This window comes from Sphingobacterium spiritivorum ATCC 33861 (assembly GCF_000143765.1).
Lineage (GTDB): Bacteria > Bacteroidota > Bacteroidia > Sphingobacteriales > Sphingobacteriaceae > Sphingobacterium > Sphingobacterium spiritivorum.
Genome location: NZ_GL379770.1, coordinates 1,989,677 through 2,007,036, shown reverse-complemented (window position 1 = coordinate 2,007,036; position 17,360 = coordinate 1,989,677). Strand labels below are relative to the sequence as shown.

Sequence of the window (17,360 nt, the reverse complement as noted above, 5' to 3'; positions counted from 1 at the left end):
AATCTGTTAAAACTATGTTAAAGCCTTCGTGTAATTTGGACAATAAGGCCGAATCGGGGTATATTTGGTCTTTCATAATTTAGGTTAATAATTGGTTAGTATAGGTCTTCAATCTCCCCGGTTGGAGACCTATCTTTTTATATATTGATCAGATAACAGGTTTTGAATTATTTTTCCGGTCATCCATTCCGATAAAGCATTATTCAATACATCGTACCGGGCCATTAATAATTGGTTCTTTGCGGCTTTGTAAGCCGAAACATCCACTTTTCCATACTCGTACTTCACTTTGGTTGTTTCATATGCTTTACTGGCATATAAAGATGCCTCAGTCAGCGTGGCCTCCAGTTCAGCATATTGCTGTTGTTTTCTGGATTGATTTTGCAGCTCATTCTTTAACTCCGTTTCCTTTTTTGTAATGACTTCCTGTTGCTGAAGAATATCAATATTCTTGCGGGTTCTCAATCGCCTCACATCTCCTTTGGAGAAGATAGGAATAGAGAGATTCAGTCCAAGATATTGACTCCTGTTGTCTTTCAGCTGACTGCCAAATTTGAAAGATGTATCGAAGATCTGGTCGATAGCCGTAGCATAAAATGTACCGTATGAATAGTTTAAACGTACCGTTGGCAGATATTGATGCAGGAGTTGCCTGTATTCCTGCTGAAGTTTCTGCTGCGTCAACTGTTCTTTCATAACAGCAGGGTTATTCTCCCATAGGACAGATGGGGAAGGATTATCGTTGGACGGGACATCTTGTATAAGATTCATATTGGCCACAGAAATATCTTCTTTGTTGATCAACTGTACCAGCAAGGCTTTTTTATTAAGTTCATCCTGTTCGGTTTGTTTCAGCAGCTTTTGTTCCTGTGTATAGATGACCTGTATATCGTAGATGTCGCTTTCAGGTTTGGCGCCGTCTGCCACTTCCTTTTCAATACGATCCAGTTGTTCTTTGGAATTTACAAGCTGATGCGTAATGACTTTTTTCAATTCCTGGGCGGCCAATGCCTCTGTATAGCGCTGAATCAGCAAGGAGGCAAATTCCTGATCAATGACAGCTTTATCTGCCTGTGCTATAGCCGTCTGTAGCCTGCTTATGCGGGATTTGTTTAAGTCCTCAAAGTTAAAGAGGTTGATTCCGGCATCTACAGAAATATTATCTGATTGTATATTAGCACTTTCCCGTGCATTGGTCTGCGGGTTGATAGTAGAACCAAAATTATAAAAATGATTGATTCGGGCAGAAATATCCGGTAAAAAACGGGAGGCCGTAGTTATCTCGGCTGCCCGGAATGCCTTTATCTGCAGATTCTGGATTTTTACATCGAGATGGTTTTCCATACCCCAAACTATACACTGCTCTAATGTATACAGCTGCTGGCTGCTTCCCCATAAAGGGAAGCCCAGCATCATTAATACTAAACAAACAATACTTTTATTCATATTTTAACACATTCAGGATATCCAGTCGGGTAGCTCTGTATGCTTTGGACAAGACAACAGTTAAGGTAAGGATCAACATAAGGACAATAGCTATAAGAAAGATCTGCCAGCTGATAGCAATGCGATAGGCGAAATTGTTCAACCAGGTATTGATAAAATAATAACTTGGCAACAGGGCAAGTATAAATCCGACTACGGAGATCCAGATGTACTGACGGGTTAGAAACAACAGCAGATCTTTGGTTTCTGCACCCATTACTTTACGTATAGCGATCTCTTTAAATCTTCTTTCAATAGAGTAGGAGGCCAACGCAAATAATCCGAATAAGGCGATCAGAATAACGACAATATTCATCACAGCAAAGAGATTTCTTTGTTTGACAACATTTTCATACGTACGTGCAAATCTTTTATCCACGAACTCATAGCTGAATGGATGCAGATCATCGACATTGGTTTTCCAGTATTTTTCAATCTCCGAGATTGTTTTCTCCATATGTTCAGGACTTATCCTGACTGAAATATTAGTAATATTTCCTTCCATCCACGGAAAAGCCTTTAAATGGAAAAATGTCATAGGCTCTATCTTCTGTTGAAGACCTTTTAGATTAAAGTCATTTACAATACCGATTACCTTAAATTCTTTTCCCATAAACCGGATTTCTTTACCCACTATATCTTTTTCCTTGAGCATATCTGCAGCTGTCTGATTCAACATGACGGAGGCGGTAGAATCTGAACTCAGATTTTTATCAAAGTATCGTCCTGTAACTATATTAATCTTTAACATTTCGAGATATCCAAAATCCAGACCCATGTTTTGCCCCTGTATAGAGATATCCTTATATTCCAGACTGGAACTCGAATTGGCGCCACTTCCCAGAGTGAAGGAACTGATATTGACATCCTGTACAGCATTTATCTTTAACAGTTGCTGCTTTATCCTTTCATAGTTATTGAACTTTTGATTTTCAGGATACTGTTTTATAAATGATATAGTCAGTACCTGATCACTGTTAAAACCCAGATCCTTGTCTATCATGTAGTTAACTTGTTTGTGAACCATTAATCCTGATATCAGAAAGAATGTAGCTATTGTAAATTGCAGACTTAGGATACTATTTCTGAACCAGGTGCCTGATTTACTTCTTGAATAGTTTCCTTTTAGTACCTTTAATACATCAAATTTAGCCACGTAGATGGCCGGAATAAGGCCTGCAAGGATCAATAAGATCAGAAACAACAGCAACATGTGAGGAAGGAAATCCAGTAGATTGAGTGTCATCGTCTTATTCAACAGGGAATTATAGGATGGCAAAAGCACTTGCGTAATACCGGCAGCGAGAATAATGCTGACAATAGAAGTGATACAGGTTTCGAAAAGAAATTGCAGTACAATATACTTTTTGTCTGCACCTACTACTTTACGTACGCCGATTTCTTTTGCACGCTTGATCGCGTAGGCCACATTCAGATTCACATAATTAAAGATCGAGAGGAGCAATACCAATATGGAAATACCGACATTGATCTTCAGGAAAAGCAGATTTCCGCTTCCTTCCGGAAAACCTGTTTTTTTTGATATCAGCCTGCTTTCTGACAGCGATTGCAGAGACACTGTGATAGAGCCATATTTGGCCAGAAATTCTTTTAATGAGATACCTGCTTCTTTCGCATATTTGACTGCGCGTTCATTCAGGTAGATTTCATCAATCTGTTTTTTGACAAGATCTCTCTTTGCCGAATCTTTAAGTTTCAGCAATACTGTAAATTCAAAATCTCCCCAGGAGTTGGCTTTTCTCTTGATATCTTTCTCCATAGCTGTATAAACCGCATTAGGAGCAATAGATGATTTTCCGGGGATACGGTATACGGCGGTGACCACGTAGCTTTCCTTATTATCTGTCGTGATAATCTGATCGATGGGATTGGCAGTCCCAAATATCCGTTTTGCTTCCGACTCTTCCAGAGCCATCGTATTTTGTGAAGAAGAAAACTGGCTGACAGAGCCTTGTACGATTTCAAAAGGGAAAAACTCAAAAAAAGACCCTTGTGTATTTATGGTTTTGGTGAGTATTTCCGTTTTACCATTGACCTTAAAGTATTGATCAAAGTAATAGGCTCTGTATTGACAGTAACTTTCTATTTCATTCGACCTTTCCATAAGGACGGGCACAAGAGGGCCGGGGCTGCTGTTCCACATCATATCTTCACTAATGTTGGTCATGACCTCGAAGACCTTATCTTTCTCCGGATTCCACTTGTTATAGGCATGTTCATCATTCCAGTACAGAAGAGACAAGATCACTCCCGTCACACCGAGTGTGAGACCTATCAGTGTCAGAATTGTGAATACCTTATTGTGTGTAGCATTGTAAATAAATATCTTAAACCAGTTTTTTATCATGATTGAGCATGTTTTAGTTGAGTAAGTATCTGGATAGTCTGCTTATCTGGTGAAAATATCGACTGTTTTCTGATTGATCTTTTCACTCAGAATCTCTCCGTCTTTCATCGTAATTATTTTTTGAGAAAAAGCGGCATCTTGAGCAGAGTGGGTGACCATGAGTATGGTAGCGCCTCCGGCATGCAAGCGCGTCAGCAACTCCATTACCTCATTTCCGTTTGTGCTGTCCAGATTTCCTGTAGGCTCATCTGCAAGGATAATTTTCGGATTATTGATCAAAGCCCTAGCTACAGCTACACGCTGTTGCTGTCCTCCGGAGAGTTGTTGCGGATAATGTTGCAGACGGTGCGCAATATTTAGTTTTTCAGCAATTTCATGGATACGGCTCTTGCGTTCTGCTGCAGGCACTTTATTATAGATAAGGGGAAGTTCAATATTGTCAAAAACGCTTAGTTCATCAATCAGATTGAAATTCTGGAAGATAAAACCAATGTTAGCTTTGCGGACTTTAGATCTTCCGGATTCAGAGAGTTTTGCAATTTCTTCACCCAGAAGTTGATAGCTGCCTGCACTTATATGGTCAAGCAGACCTACAATATTCAATAAAGTGGATTTACCACAGCCTGAAGGTCCCATAATGGATACAAATTCTCCCTCAGTAATCGTCAGATTAATATTATTGAGTGCCTTGGTCTGTACTTCTTCAGTGGTAAATACCTTGGTTAAGTCTTTAATGTGTATCATATTGATATGTGTTAATTTAGATTTAGCAGTTGTATATTTTTATAGTCCTCATAGCCGGATGTAATGATCCTGTCACCTTCTTTGAGTCCGGAGATAACTTCGTAATAATAAGGATTTTCTCTACCTAATTCTATGGAGCGTCTGTTTGCTTTATTACCCTCCACAACAAAGATCCATTTCCCCTGGCTTACATTACTAAAAGTTCCTTTAGGAATGACCAGTTTCTTTTCTTTTCCGGACAATATCAGCTTGACTCCGAATGAAAGTCCCTGTTGCAGTCCCTCAGGTTGTTTATCTGTAAAGTCCAGTTCTATTTTAAACTGACCGTTTTTGACTTCAGGAAGAATCTTGGAAACACGTACCGGTACTGATTCTCCTTTCATCTCAATATTTCCGGTCTGACCGGAATTGATTTTTTCCAGATAGAATTCATCGATCAAAGCCATGAGTTTATACCCTTTCATGACGTCTACCTTACCTATGCTTGTACCCGCCTGATAGGTCTGGCCGAGTACGGCATCGAAAGAGCTGAGACGACCGCTAACGGGAGCCAAAACCAGAAAATTCTTCTTATTCTCCCTAAGCGTTTCCAAACTCTTGTGCATGGCCTGTAAAGCCTGATTGATCTGAGCGATTTGTATCTGATTAACTTCCTTTTCTCTGGATATATTTTTCTGAATCAGATTTTTTCGTTCTTCCTGATATCTGTGTTTCTCCTGTGTCTGTTCCCATTCGTTTTTTGCTAATACTTTATTCGAATAGAGCTTCTGATTCATATCATATTGCAATTTGGTATCATTATAATCATGGTCAATAGTGATCAGTTCCTTCGAAAGTTCCAGTTCCTGGTTTCTTAGCGACAACTTCTGTACATTGAGATTATTCATCTGTTCAATAATAGCAGTCTCCTGCGAAAGAAAATTGAATTCTGTATTAGGGTTGTACAATCTGGCCAAAGGCATTCCCTGAGTTACCATTGCGCCGTTTTCTACGAACAGTTCCTGTACAGCACCTCCCTCTACAATATTAATTAACATAGCATGTAGCGGATCTACCTGTGCCTGAAATACAACAAAGTCTTCAAAACTATCGTACTTAACTGCTTTGATCTGTACTTCTTCCTTTTTTATATTCAAGGATGAAGGCCGTGTAGCCAGGTAGATGCCGGCGGTTATAATCGCTAAAAAACCTAAAATTGATAGGGCAATGTATTGTTTTTTTCTATTTTTACGAGGGATTGCTATATCCATTATTCTTGAATTATGTAGTTGTTAATTCTGCAATAATATCTGTGCCATCTGCTTAATTGAAGTGTAATTAATTGATTATCAGATTGTGTTTTTGTGGTTGTATATTTTAGTGTTCGGTTTCGGACACTTGTTTGTCCGGTAGTGAACAATTAGTTGTATGAAATGAAAAAAGTTGAAGCTTCTGTTTTAGTCGTAGATGATCAGGAAGAGGTGTTGATCGCCTCCAGAATGATACTGAAAAGATATTTTGAAACAGTAAATGTATTGTCTGATCCAGGTCAGTTGCTGGATAAAATCCGGAGTTATGCGGTCGATGTTGTCTTGCTGGATATGAACTACCGTCTGGGCTATGAAAATGGAAGAGAAGGGATCTACAGGTTAAAAGAAGTGCAGGAGCACTTTCCGCAGGTCAGGATTATACTGATGACTTCTTACGCCAATGTAGAAACGGCAGTGGAAGGCATCAAGTTGGGAGCTATAGATTATATGCTAAAGCCCTGGGATAATGATAAGCTGATAGAAATAGTGAAATCTGCCGTACAACAGATTCGTAAAGCTAAAAAGACTGCTGTTCCATCAGCGCCGGTATTTTTTCAGGGAAGTTCAGCAGAGATTCAAAGAGTATATCAAATGGGGGAGCGGGTAGCAAAAACAGATGCGACCGTATTGATCCAGGGAGAAAACGGGACAGGGAAATATGTACTGGCCGAATATATTCATAAGCATTCTTCGAGAAGAGATCGTCCTTTTATACATGTAGATCTGGGCTCCCTGAATGAAAATCTGTTTGAAAGCGAATTGTTCGGTTATGTAAGGGGAGCATTTACTGATGCACGTGCGGATACAGCAGGTAGATTTGAACAGGCTGATGGAGGAACTATCTTTCTGGATGAGATCGGAAATATACCGCTGCATCTACAGTCAAAATTATTGCAGGTTATACAAAGTAAGGGTGTAACCAGACTGGGAGAATCCAAAGTAAGACAGCTGGATGTAAGGATTATCACTGCGACAAATGTCGATCTGGAATCAGCCGTAAAGGAAAAGACTTTTCGCGAAGATCTGTATTATCGTATACATACGGTGTCGCTTTATCTTCCGGCATTACGGGAACGGAGAGACGATATAGCGGATATGTTGCAGTTCTTTATGAAACACATGACCGAAAAATACGATATGGAGATGTTGCATATAGGAGACAGTACGCTGAGGCAATTGGAACAATATGAATGGCGGGGTAATATACGGGAGCTTCAGAATCGTATAGAGCGTGCGGTGATATTAGCAGATCAGCCGGAGCTTACTCTTGAGCATATGGGATTTGAAGGAGTACTGGCTTTAGTAAAAAGTAAAGAGGAGACGACCATAAGCGATGTGGAACGTAACCTGATAATTGACAGTTTACAGAAGTATGCCGGAAATATCAGTAAAGCCGCCCATGAACTCGGAGTATCCAGGGCAGCTTTATATCGCAAATTAGAAAAATACAGCATTCCAAATCCAAAAGAATGATTACACATAAATTGGTGATCGGGATAGTGATCCGTACATTAATAATAGCTATACTCATTGCTGTGGCTATATACTGCGGTATTCATAGTCTCTGGTATGTACTGACAAGTATATTTATATTTTTACTGATCCTTGTTTTTGAGACAAGGGTATTTATCAAACGGTATTACAGTAAGTTTGATAGTATTGTACAGGCTATGTTGTATGATGATTACACTTTGAGTTTTGAGGAACAAAAGGAGAATATAGTGCTGAATCAGCTTATACGATTGTATGAGAAGAATAAAAAAGCCTCATTTGATCTTCAGTCTCAGGCATTCATCTATCAACAGCTGCTTAATAGTCTGGAATCAGGGGTTTTGATTTTGAAGAAAAGTACAGATAGCTGGACGGTAATGAACATGAATGTATACCTCCGCAAGTATTTTGGCCTGCCCGGCATTACATACTGGCATCAGTTTAAATCTTTTGTACCCCAATTTTACGAGGCGATAGAACAAAAGAATTTTGCAGAATATAAGTCTACAATAGATATTCAGATCAATAAAGAAGAAAAGCAAACTTTTGTTATTCAGACCTCGGTGAGCAAGGTAGGAGACCAGCAGTATTATATCATTTTACTGGATTCTATACAGCGTGTTATAGATTCTACAGAAAATGAAGCCTGGCTGTCCATTATGAAAGTAATCGCACATGAATTGATGAATTCACTGACTCCTATACATTCACTGGCAGGAAATGTGAGTGAGATTCTGGAACAGGAATCTCTCAGTGCGGAAGATAAAGAAGATGTGCAGATAAGCGTAGATACCATTTTGAACAGAAGTTATCATCTGCAAAAATTTGTGGAACGCTACAGACGTCTGACTATGTTACCCAGCCCGCAGCCTGAATGGATAGCTGTAGATCCGCTTATACAGAATTGCCTGCGTGGATATTCCGGAATATTACAACAGAAAGGAATCACTTTGCATTATGACGTAGCTTCTGATATACGCATATTTGCAGATGCGGTGCAGATGGAGCAGGTGTTGATCAATCTTTTTACAAATAGCATGTATGCTGTAGAAAATCAGAGTGTTAAGGAGATCTTTCTGCAGGTTTATACTTTGAATAAACGTGTTTATATAGAATTTGCTGATTCCGGAAGAATAATAGATCCTGAGATTGTGTCCAGGATATTTCTGCCCTTCTATACGACCCGAAAGGATGGGGGCGGAATAGGACTCACCTTATCCAAAAGTATTGTCGAGGCACATGGCGGCTATCTGTTTTATCAGATCAAAACTGATCGTAATACATTTGTACTTGCTTTACCTGTAACAGAGACAGAGGCTTAGGAAAGCCACAAAAGTAATGTACACATTCATAAGGAAGTTAACATAAAGGGGTTACATCACCGTATTTGCACAGTATATAGAGTCATATTCTTTCATCTTATCAGATGTTAAATTGAAGATAAACCTTTAAGCTATATAAACAGATTATACCATACGGCATATCTTAATCGTGTTCAGCATGGGAGATATTTCTCCGATATTTCCATGCAACAACCGTACGAATATCAGGAATATGGATATTAAGGTTATGGAGTTACAGATGGCTAACAATTAAGAGGCTTTTGTAGAATAAACGCGTTTGTGTTAATATTTATAATCTAAAAATAATTTCCGTTTCTTGAGCCGTCTTAAGGTTATGTTTGGCGAAACTGTTTGATATACGATTATATATATCGAAATTAAGGACATCTTTTTCTAAGGTTGTCGGCTAGGGTTTTCAGCTTAGATCCAGTTCTTCTTATTTACAATTATTTATTTGAGTTTAAAAGTGTGATTTTATTTTAAAAATATTTCTTCATTAATGCGATTAATTTGTACCTTGCTTCCGTAGTTTTTTGTTGTTGTATTTTACTGTAAATCTGTGATTTATATTTATTTTACAATCTGCTTTATTAATATATTTTACTCTTATCAGTAAAACATATTATTGAAATTTTATTTTTAATGATAATTTATTTTTAATATGAAAAAGATACTATTGAATTGTTTCCTTATTTTAGCAAGTTTCAACTTATCCGCTCAAAATTCCACCTATCAGTGGAAAACAGCCACATCGGGAGGCTACAATTATAAATATATAACCAACGACCCGCTCAAAAGCCGATTCTATACTTTGAAAAACGGCTTAACAGTGATTCTTTCTTCAGATTTCAGGGCACCTGAAATTAATTTTAATATAATCGTACGGGCAGGCAGTAATTCCGATCCGAAAAACGCAACGGGTGTGGCGCATTACCTGGAACACCTTATGTTTAAAGGGACTGATAAATTTGGGACCGCGAACTGGACCAAAGAAAAACCATTGCTGGACAAGATTGATGCGCTTTACGAAAAGTACAATAAAACAACTGATGCTGCACAACGTAAAGAGATTTACAAAGAAATCGACAAGGTATCCGGCGAAGCCTCTAACTTCGCTATCCTCAACGAGTATGATAAAATGATACAAGAAATCGGGGGTGGAGGCGGTGCCGGGACTTCGGCCGAAAGTACAGACTATTCCGCTAGATTCCCATCAAATGCGGTAGATAAGTTTTTAGCCATCGAGTCGGAGCGTTTCCGCAAGCCTGTATTCCGTACTTTTCATACGGAGCTGGAAGCAGTTTATGAGGAGATGAACACAGACCTGGATAGTGATATATGGAGGTTGGTGAGAGCCATGGAGAGCAAATTGTTCCCTACGCACAATTATGGACAACAATCAGGCATAGGTACTATTGAACATCTTAAAAACCCTTCGTTAATCGAAATCCGCAACTACTATAACAGGTACTATGTGCCTAATAATATGGCGGTTATCTTAGTAGGAGATCTGAATCCGGATGAGATGATTAAAAAAGTGGATAAAGCATTCAGCTATATGGTGCCTAAACCACTATCACTATACAATCCTGCACCAGAAAAGCCTTTAACCAATATACAAAGGGTTGACTTATATGGCCCGAATGAAGAAATGCTCGAGATTTATTACCGTGGTTATGCTGAGAATAGCAAAGAGAGTCTGATGCTCTCGTTAATCAGCAGCATATTGAAGAATGGTAAAGCTGGTTTGTTCGATATAAACCTGAATAAGCAACAAAAGTTACTGAGTGCCCATGTTAATTATTCACAAAAGAAAGATTACGGAGTGTTTAATTTATCGGCAAGACCAAAGCAAGGCCAAAGCTTAGATGAGGCGGCCAAATTACTTTTAGAGCAAATCCAGTTGCTTAAAGATGGTAAATTTGAGGATGAATTATTGACAGCAATTGTTGCCAACAGAAAATTAAGTTCCTTGGAATATTTTGATGATCGTAGCAACAGATTACGAAGTCTTACTAAGGCATTTATCCTGAACAAAGGCACCGGATATGACAGGACGCTGAACGAAACCAATAACATGGCAAAAATTACCAAGGAAGAAGTGATAGCTTTTGCCAACACATTCTTTAAGGATAACTATGTAATAGGCTATAAACACAAAGGCGAAGATAAAAACATCGTCAAGATAGAAAAACCACCCATTACGCCTATCCATACAAATACCGGCTTATCTTCCGAATTTGCAAGGAATCTGATGAATGTGGCGGATAAACCTATTGTACCCAAGTTTCTGGATTATCAAAAGAACATTAGCTTTGGCAAATCAGGTATCGCCGAAGTACTGGCCGTCAAAAATACGGAAAATTCTATTTTCAAAATGACTTATCGTTTCAACCTTGGAAACAAAAACAACAAGCTGCTACGGCACGCTGTCGCTTACTTGCCTTACCTTGGTACCGAAAAATATACCGCTGAGGAACTGAGCAGGGAATTTTATAAGATTGCCTGCTCCTATAGAATAGACGTGAAAGATGAAAGTACTATCCTTGAAATAAGTGGTTTACAGGAAAACTTTGACAAGGCAGTTGCATTGGTTGAGCATATTTTTGCCAATGTAGTAGTAAATGAAAAGGCTTTGGCTGAATTGAAAAGCAGTATCCTTAAAACAAGGGAGAATTCGAAACTGGACAAAAGAACCATCATGAACGGTCTTACTTCCTATGCCCAATATGGCAGGTTAAACCCTTTCAACAATGTGCTATCAAATGACGAGGTAAAGAACATCAGGGCAGACGATCTGATCTATCTGTTGAAGAACCTGAAAAACTACGAGCATGTGATAACCTATTACGGACCTAAAGATATAACAGCCTTTACAGCTGATATCCAACAAGCACATGCATTACCAAAAGCGTTTACCCCTGTAGCTCCGGCTAATGTCTATACCTACAGCATTCAGGATTCAAACAGGGTTTACTTTATCAACTACGATATGGTACAATCTGAAATCTGCTGGTGGAGAAACACTGGCTTATACAACAAGGCTGACGAAACGACCATAAAAGTATTCAACAACTATTTTGGAATGGGTATGAGTTCGATTGTTTTCCAAACCATCAGAGAGTCTAAGTCTTTGGCCTATTTAACATATGCAAGTTACGACTCTCCTGACAGACCGGACAAACAATGCAGTATGACTGCCTACGTAGGCACTCAGGCTGACAAAATGAACGAAGCCATATCAGGCATGGATGAGTTATTGAATGTGCTGCCAAAAAGGGAGAAAATTTTTGATGCTGTCAAGGCTAGTTTATTGAGTTCATACCAATCTTGGAGGATATTGAATGATGAAATTTTTAAGCGCTACTTTGACGATAAAAAATTAGGCTACAACTACGATTCGAGAATGGACAGGTATAAAGAGATCAGGTCGGTTACCTTTGAAACTATCAATGCTTTCCATCGTGAAAAATTAGCTAACAAGCCTTATACTTATTTAATTCTTGCTTCCGATAAAAATGTTACACAAGAAGATATGGCCAAATTTGGCTCTGTGAAGACTTTAACATTGAAAGAGATTTTTGGCTACTAACCGCAATACATTAAGTACTTTGTATGTTTATGATATGAAAACCCCGATAGTTAGCAAAAAACTAAAAATCGGGGTTTATTATTTTCAGGTTTACACCGAGAAACTCTCTCCACAGGCACAAGTTCTGCTGGCGTTAGGATTATGGAATTCAAATCCCTTACCATTTAGTCCGTCTGAATAATCAAGTTCGGTACCCGCCAGATACAAATATGATTTAATATCCAGACAGATTTTTATTCCTTTATCTTCAGAGAACTGGTCTCCCTTTTTTTCTTCGTTATCAAAATCGAGTTTATAAGAAAGACCTGAGCAACCGCCACTCTCTACGGCGACCCTAACAAAATAACTGTCGTCGTACTGTTCCGTCTTCATGATAGATTGGATACGTTCTTTCGCTTTATCTGTAATGGTGATCATGCTGTCCATGTTTTCTGCTTTTCTTACAAATTACGCTATTTTTTTAAAAATAAGCAATGTGTTCTCTGTTAGTATTCTGTCAAAAATCAATCCAAAAGCCCATCCTTGTACAGCTGCCATACAGGAGACTGATCGCGGATCTGCCGGACAACAGTCCGGAGTTTCGCAACTGTCTCTTTAATTTCTTCCTCCGTTGTATATCTGCTCAGACTAAATCGCAGGCTGCAAAACGCTTCTTCATCGCTGCGGTGCATTGCTTTGAGTACATGTGAAGGATCACGGTCACCCGATACACAGGCCGAGCCTGCAGATATAGCTATATCGGGAAGCCTGCTCATGATTTCCGTAGCTTTGGTATGTTTGAATGTAATATTAGAAGTATTGGCAATACGGGATACTGCTGAAGCAATGACTTCTGTGTCCGGTATTTCAGTTAAGATCGTGCTTTCTAACAAATCCCTTAAGTCGGAAATATTTTGCTGACAGGTCAAATCAGAGACTGCCAGTTCGAGCGCTTTTCCCATTCCGACAATAGCAGGGACATTATAGGTTCCGCCACGGAATCCCTGTTCCTGTTTACCTCCGTGTATGAGGGGCACTATCTGCGTGGGTCTGGATTTTCTGCGGATATATAAAGCTCCTGTACCTTTGGGACCATGAAACTTGTGCGCACTGAAGCAAAGAATGTCGATCATGGTCTTTTCGAGATTAAGCGGTACTTTACCTACATACTGGGTAGCATCACAAAAAAACAAAGTATTCTTCTCTTTGGTAATTGTCGCAATCTCCTCTATGGGATGAATAACACCACTTTCGTTGTTAGCTGCCATCAATGCTACAAGAATGGTATCCGGCCGGATCAGATCTGCCAGTGTACTTGTATCTATCATACCATTATTGTCTGTTGGGACATACGTTATTTCTGCGCCTTTTTTCTCAAGATGCTCACAACACGCGAGTACTGCTTTATGTTCAGTAGCTGAAGTAATAATATGTTTTCCTTTGCCTGAGTAAAGCGCAAATACACCTTTTATAACGGTGTTGATTGCCTCTGTAGCACCTGAATTAAAGAAGATTTCTTTCTCACTTGCATGAATACTTGTAGCAATCTGCTTTCTGGCTTTTACTACTGCAGCAGAAGCAATTCTGCCAGGTTTATGTTGTATACTCGACGCATTTCCATAGGAAAGCGTGAGGTAGGGTATCATTTCTTCCAATACATCCGGATCGAGTGCTGTGGTAGCATTATTATCTAAATAAATCATAGAAATGAATGTTAAAGATTTTTAAAAGTTAAAGAAAATACAGTGCAAAAAATCAATTCTTCCTACCTTTGGAATGAAAAATCAAATATATTCAAATTTTAACAATTGTATGGAAACAGTAAATATTAGCAGATTTGAAGGCGGATTAGAAAAACTTATAGATGTAGTTATTGTCAGTATACCCAGTATTGCGGTAGGTCTGGGCATATTATTCTTTGGTCGGTATCTGATCAAATTTCTGATCAATATCATGAATAAGCGTTTTGAAAGACGCAATATAGACGTATCCATACGTGCATTTATATCCAGCATGTTAAAGTTTATCCTGTATGCTTTACTTATTCTTACTGCAGCAAGTACAATGGGTATTCAGACCACATCTTTCATAGCAGCATTATCAGCATTTGGTCTGGCGGTAGGTATGGCATTGCAGGGCAGTCTTTCTAATTTTGCAGGAGGTGTATTGATTTTAATGTTCAGACCATTTGAAGTCGGAGATTATGTTTCCAGTGCCAATGGTTCGGCTGGTACGGTAGAACGTATAGATTTGCTTTATACTACTTTAATTGGTGCCGACGGAATACGGGTATTCAGCCCGAATGGTACACTGGCCAATTCAGTTATAAAAAACTACACCAAGATTGTAAACAGAAGATTGGAATATGTAATCGGTATATCGTATGATGCCAATATTAAAACGGCTAAGGATATTATTCTGGAAGTACTCAAATCAGATAACCGTATTCTGGAAACACCTGCTCCGGAAATCTTTGTAAGCGAGCTTGCTGATAGTTCCGTGAACCTTACTATACGTGCATGGGCTAAGAAAGAAAACTTCTGGCCTGCGAATAATGAAAATCAGGAGGTCATTAAAAACGCCCTGGATAAACATGGTATAAGCATTCCTTTTCCACAGACAGAGCTTCATATTGTAAATGATAAGCTGACGATGACGACTAATCCAAAGCGCGAGTCGTAATAAAGTAACGATAGGCTAAAATAGCCTGTTGAAATTTGGTCAGTTTTGTGGGATCTTTCTTACTCAGTTTTGGAAGAATCACCTTATTGATCTTTGCCAATAGTCTGAAAATAGATTTGCGCATAATTACAAAAGTATATATCAGGACCGTATTACAGACGGTCCTTTTTTATTTAAAAGGATTTTACGAAACTTTTGTTTGCCGGTTTTGTTTTTTGATATAAATAATATTATATGGATTTATATTCGGGACTACCTTTTTGGATAATAAAAAATGCCCTTTACGATTACAATAAGCCCCTTCAGGAAGACTTAAAAATAGACGTTGCGATTATCGGATCAGGAATCACAGGATCTTTGGTGGCTCATGAACTGTGCGAGGCTGGAATTAAGTGTGCCATTTTTGATAAAAGAACCGTTGCTACAGGCAGTACAGCAGCGAGTACTGCACAATTGCAGTACGAGATAGATGTGCCTCTGAGCCAGATGCTTAAGGATGTAGGTGAAAAGAAAGCTGTACAAGCCTACCAATCGAGTTTGCAGTCTATCACTGATTTGGAGAATGTCTTGAAACAGGTAAATGTAAAAGCAGACTTCAAACGTGTCTCGACCATATTTCTTGCCAGTAACAGGAAAGGACGAAGAATGATTGGTGAAGAATATGATGTTCGTACACAATATGGACTGCCGGTATCTTATCTGGATGAAGAGCAACTCCTGAAAGAATACGGTATTGAGGGATTTGGAGCACTTTATAATGATCAGTCCGCCCAGATGGATGCGTATGCCGCTGCAACAGGTATATTAAATTATCATCACAGTAAAAAAGAACTGGATATCTACAGTCCTGTAGAGATTGTCAGCTATCAGGAAAAGCGGGAAGGATATGATCTGAAGACCAAAGGCGGATTTGTTATTTCCTGTAAATACGTGATTATTGCTGCAGGATTTGAAGCCGGTCAATTTTTACCAAAAGAAGTGATGCAACTCAATTCTACCTATGCATTAGTCACGAATCCTATTGCAGATGTACAGTTCTGGAAAGAAAAGAGTCTGATCTGGGAAACGCAGTCTCCTTATTTTTACATGCGTTCTACTGCAGACAACCGGATCATGATGGGAGGGGAGGATGAACCCTTTCGCAATCCGAAGGTACGGGATTTGTTGCTGCGGAAAAAAGTCCGGAAACTATCCTACAAACTAAAGAAAATGTTTCCTGAAATTAAGTTTGAAGTCAGTATGGCCTGGTGTGGTACATTTTCTTCGACAAAAGATGGATTACCTTTTATCGGTGCATGGCCAGGTAAGAAAAGGATGCTGTATGCATTGGGATACGGTGGTAATGGCATTACCTTCAGTATGATCGCTGCTCAGATTATCCGCAATACCTTAGATGGAAAAAAAGACGACAGAGCAGATACTTTTGGTTTCGAAAGACTATCTGAATAAGCATAAACAGAAAAAGGAACTTAATGTTCCTTTTTCTATTCTAAAGTAAGTTTGGATAATCACTGATTATACCATCCACTTTTAATTTTTTCAACCGTTTGATTTCCTCTTTTGTATTCGCGGTCCACGGGATTACCTTAATACCTCTGGCATGGCAATCCGCAACAAATTCCTTTGTAACAAGTGAATAGTTTGGGCTGATGATAAATGGAGTAAAACCTAAATCATTTATTAGCTCCTCAACAGACTGCTTATTCTTTCCGTCGATCAGATAAGAAGATTTCAGTTGCGGATACATCTTATTCAGATATTGTATCGTACGCTTATCAAAAGATTGTATAACCGTTCTGGAGCCTATCCCCTTATTCATAATTACTTCTACCATCAGATCTACAAATGTAGAGGGCTGCGGATGCAGGATATTGTCGCCTTTCGGAGAGCTCTTGGTTTCGATATTATAAAACATCGGACTTTTCCGGTGCAATTTAGCCTCAGCTTCAGCTGCATCAATAAGCTCGGAAAGTAGTGGAATGTGGGTTTTCAGCTTTAACTGATCCGGAAAATCGCTGTATAACTTAGAACCTGTATCATAGGTTTTGAGTTCGTTATAATCAAATTTATAGATTTTCAGATCCTTTTTGTCAGCAGGAATATCCTTTCCATCCGCATAGCGTATATATTTGGGATTTAAATAGTCATCATGTGTAACCACTACTTTTTTGTCTGCTGTGATGTGACAATCCATTTCTAAAGTTGTAATATGAGGCATATGTTCAATGGTCATCTTCATGGCCTCAATCGTATTCTCCGGATATAACCCCCTGCCGCCTCTGTGTGCTTCAGCAGAGAAATCAGGAAATCTGTCGTTCATCAGTTGATTTTTTTTGTTTAACATACTACAAGATGAAAATCCTAAAGTTAAAGCCAATCCGCACAAT

13 protein-coding genes are annotated in these 17,360 nt (G+C 38.9%); 5 read left to right on the top strand and 8 right to left on the bottom strand.

Features of this window, described 5'->3' with window-relative positions:
- Window positions 1-129: 129 nt before the first annotated feature.
- From HMPREF0766_RS08810 to HMPREF0766_RS08795, 4 genes are read right to left on the bottom strand one after another with little or no spacing between them, the layout of a single operon-like run.
- A complete protein-coding gene (locus tag HMPREF0766_RS08810) occupies window positions 130-1,446 on the bottom strand; it encodes a TolC family protein (RefSeq protein WP_002995789.1) in 1,317 nt (438 codons plus the stop codon).
- Complete coding sequence (locus HMPREF0766_RS08805) at window positions 1,439-3,853, bottom strand: ABC transporter permease (RefSeq protein ID WP_002995786.1); 2,415 nt, start codon at window positions 3,851-3,853, stop codon at window positions 1,439-1,441. The genes HMPREF0766_RS08810 and HMPREF0766_RS08805 overlap by 8 nt, the downstream gene beginning before the upstream one ends.
- A gap of 42 nt (window positions 3,854-3,895) precedes the next feature.
- Window positions 3,896-4,597, bottom strand: a complete 702-nt coding sequence (locus HMPREF0766_RS08800) for an ABC transporter ATP-binding protein (RefSeq protein ID WP_002995783.1) — start codon at window positions 4,595-4,597, stop codon at window positions 3,896-3,898.
- Between the two features lie 11 nt (window positions 4,598-4,608).
- Complete coding sequence (locus HMPREF0766_RS08795) at window positions 4,609-5,847, bottom strand: efflux RND transporter periplasmic adaptor subunit (RefSeq protein ID WP_002995781.1); 1,239 nt, start codon at window positions 5,845-5,847, stop codon at window positions 4,609-4,611.
- Between the two features lie 162 nt (window positions 5,848-6,009).
- Between HMPREF0766_RS08795 and HMPREF0766_RS08790 the strand changes: the two genes are divergently transcribed.
- The 3 genes from HMPREF0766_RS08790 (at window position 6,010) to HMPREF0766_RS08780 (ending at window position 12,312) form a co-directional block, all read left to right on the top strand.
- On the top strand, window positions 6,010-7,359 hold the full coding sequence (locus tag HMPREF0766_RS08790) for a sigma-54-dependent transcriptional regulator (RefSeq protein WP_002995777.1): 1,350 nt from the start codon (window positions 6,010-6,012) through the stop codon (window positions 7,357-7,359).
- Window positions 7,356-8,699, top strand: coding sequence for a sensor histidine kinase (locus tag HMPREF0766_RS08785; protein WP_002995775.1), 1,344 nt, complete (start codon window positions 7,356-7,358; stop codon window positions 8,697-8,699). Before HMPREF0766_RS08790 ends, HMPREF0766_RS08785 begins: the two co-directional genes overlap by 4 nt.
- A 682-nt stretch (window positions 8,700-9,381) precedes the next feature.
- Complete coding sequence (locus tag HMPREF0766_RS08780; protein ID WP_002995772.1) at window positions 9,382-12,312, top strand: M16 family metallopeptidase; 2,931 nt, start codon at window positions 9,382-9,384, stop codon at window positions 12,310-12,312.
- A 90-nt stretch (window positions 12,313-12,402) separates the two neighbouring features.
- On the opposite strand, the gene HMPREF0766_RS08775 is transcribed toward HMPREF0766_RS08780, so the two are convergent.
- Together HMPREF0766_RS08775 and HMPREF0766_RS08770 are read right to left on the bottom strand one after the other, a co-directional pair.
- The gene (locus HMPREF0766_RS08775; RefSeq protein ID WP_037460037.1) at window positions 12,403-12,729 is read right to left on the bottom strand and encodes a HesB/IscA family protein; all 327 of its coding nucleotides are present in this window, start codon (window positions 12,727-12,729) and stop codon (window positions 12,403-12,405) included.
- Window positions 12,730-12,815: 86 nt separating this feature from the next.
- Window positions 12,816-13,994, bottom strand: coding sequence for a cysteine desulfurase family protein (locus tag HMPREF0766_RS08770; protein WP_002995766.1), 1,179 nt, complete (start codon window positions 13,992-13,994; stop codon window positions 12,816-12,818).
- A 109-nt stretch (window positions 13,995-14,103) separates the two neighbouring features.
- On the opposite strand from HMPREF0766_RS08770, the gene HMPREF0766_RS08765 reads away from it, so the two are divergent.
- A complete protein-coding gene (locus HMPREF0766_RS08765) occupies window positions 14,104-14,973 on the top strand; it encodes a mechanosensitive ion channel family protein (protein ID WP_236590485.1) in 870 nt (289 codons plus the stop codon).
- Here HMPREF0766_RS08765 and HMPREF0766_RS22375 read toward each other — a convergent pair.
- Complete coding sequence (locus tag HMPREF0766_RS22375) at window positions 14,951-15,097, bottom strand: hypothetical protein (RefSeq protein ID WP_002995760.1); 147 nt, start codon at window positions 15,095-15,097, stop codon at window positions 14,951-14,953. The two genes, HMPREF0766_RS08765 and HMPREF0766_RS22375, sit on opposite strands and share 23 nt — an antisense overlap.
- A gap of 110 nt (window positions 15,098-15,207) precedes the next feature.
- Here HMPREF0766_RS22375 and HMPREF0766_RS08760 point away from each other — a divergent pair, with 110 nt between their 5' ends.
- A complete protein-coding gene (locus HMPREF0766_RS08760; RefSeq protein WP_002995757.1) occupies window positions 15,208-16,422 on the top strand; it encodes an NAD(P)/FAD-dependent oxidoreductase in 1,215 nt (404 codons plus the stop codon).
- 40 nt (window positions 16,423-16,462) lie between these two features.
- On the opposite strand, the gene HMPREF0766_RS08755 is transcribed toward HMPREF0766_RS08760, so the two are convergent.
- On the bottom strand, window positions 16,463-17,293 hold the full coding sequence (locus HMPREF0766_RS08755; protein WP_236590486.1) for a glycerophosphodiester phosphodiesterase family protein: 831 nt from the start codon (window positions 17,291-17,293) through the stop codon (window positions 16,463-16,465).
- Between the last annotated feature and the right edge of the window lie 67 nt (window positions 17,294-17,360).